The organism is Xenorhabdus miraniensis (genome assembly GCF_002632615.1).
On the sequence record NZ_NITZ01000106.1, the window covers coordinates 1 to 646 of the forward strand.

Sequence of the window (646 nt, forward strand, 5' to 3'; positions counted from 1 at the left end):
CAACATTCTTCTTATCAGCATATTTTTAAGGTTACGTAGGCCTGCAAATTTCATCATTGATCATGAAAGACAACTTTTTTACACTTGGAAAAAAGGAAAAGTGTATGTATCTCGCTATAAAGAATTAGGCATAGCGTTTACTAATAATATTTTGCATTTCAAATGTTATGGGCTAAACGAAAAGAATGAACTCACATATCAGTTTTTTATCCCTTATCTTAGTCTTTTCAACTCAGAGAAGGATAAAGCTTATATTTTGGCATTTATGTCAAAATATTTATTACAAGGAAAAGAGGCCGTCAGTTCAGTTGATTTTAAACGTCAAGAGCGATTGCCGTGGCTTCGTAAGCAAATAAAGCCAGCAGATTGGGAAACTCAGATTACGGCAATCTTAGCTGAATTGGATAGGCTTGGTCCACCAAAAGGGACTATTGATTCGAAATAATCGTTGGAAAAATAGCACCGAAGAATACTATAATCATCTCGGGGCTAATTTTAAAATTTCAAAAGTTACATTGTAAATAGTTAATTTATTATCATTTATATTAAATTGTTATATGAGATTATTTTGTATGGCTAAGGATAACGAAATTAAATTAGAACGAATGTCAATTGTTTGCGATCCTTTTTTGGATGAAGATATTGG

Annotated in this window: 1 pseudogene; it reads left to right on the forward strand. The window is 31.9% G+C overall.

The features are described from left to right. Positions 1 to 445: pseudogene (locus Xmir_RS26050) on the forward strand (hypothetical protein); the annotation flags it as partial. Positions 446 to 646: the final 201 nt, after the last annotated feature.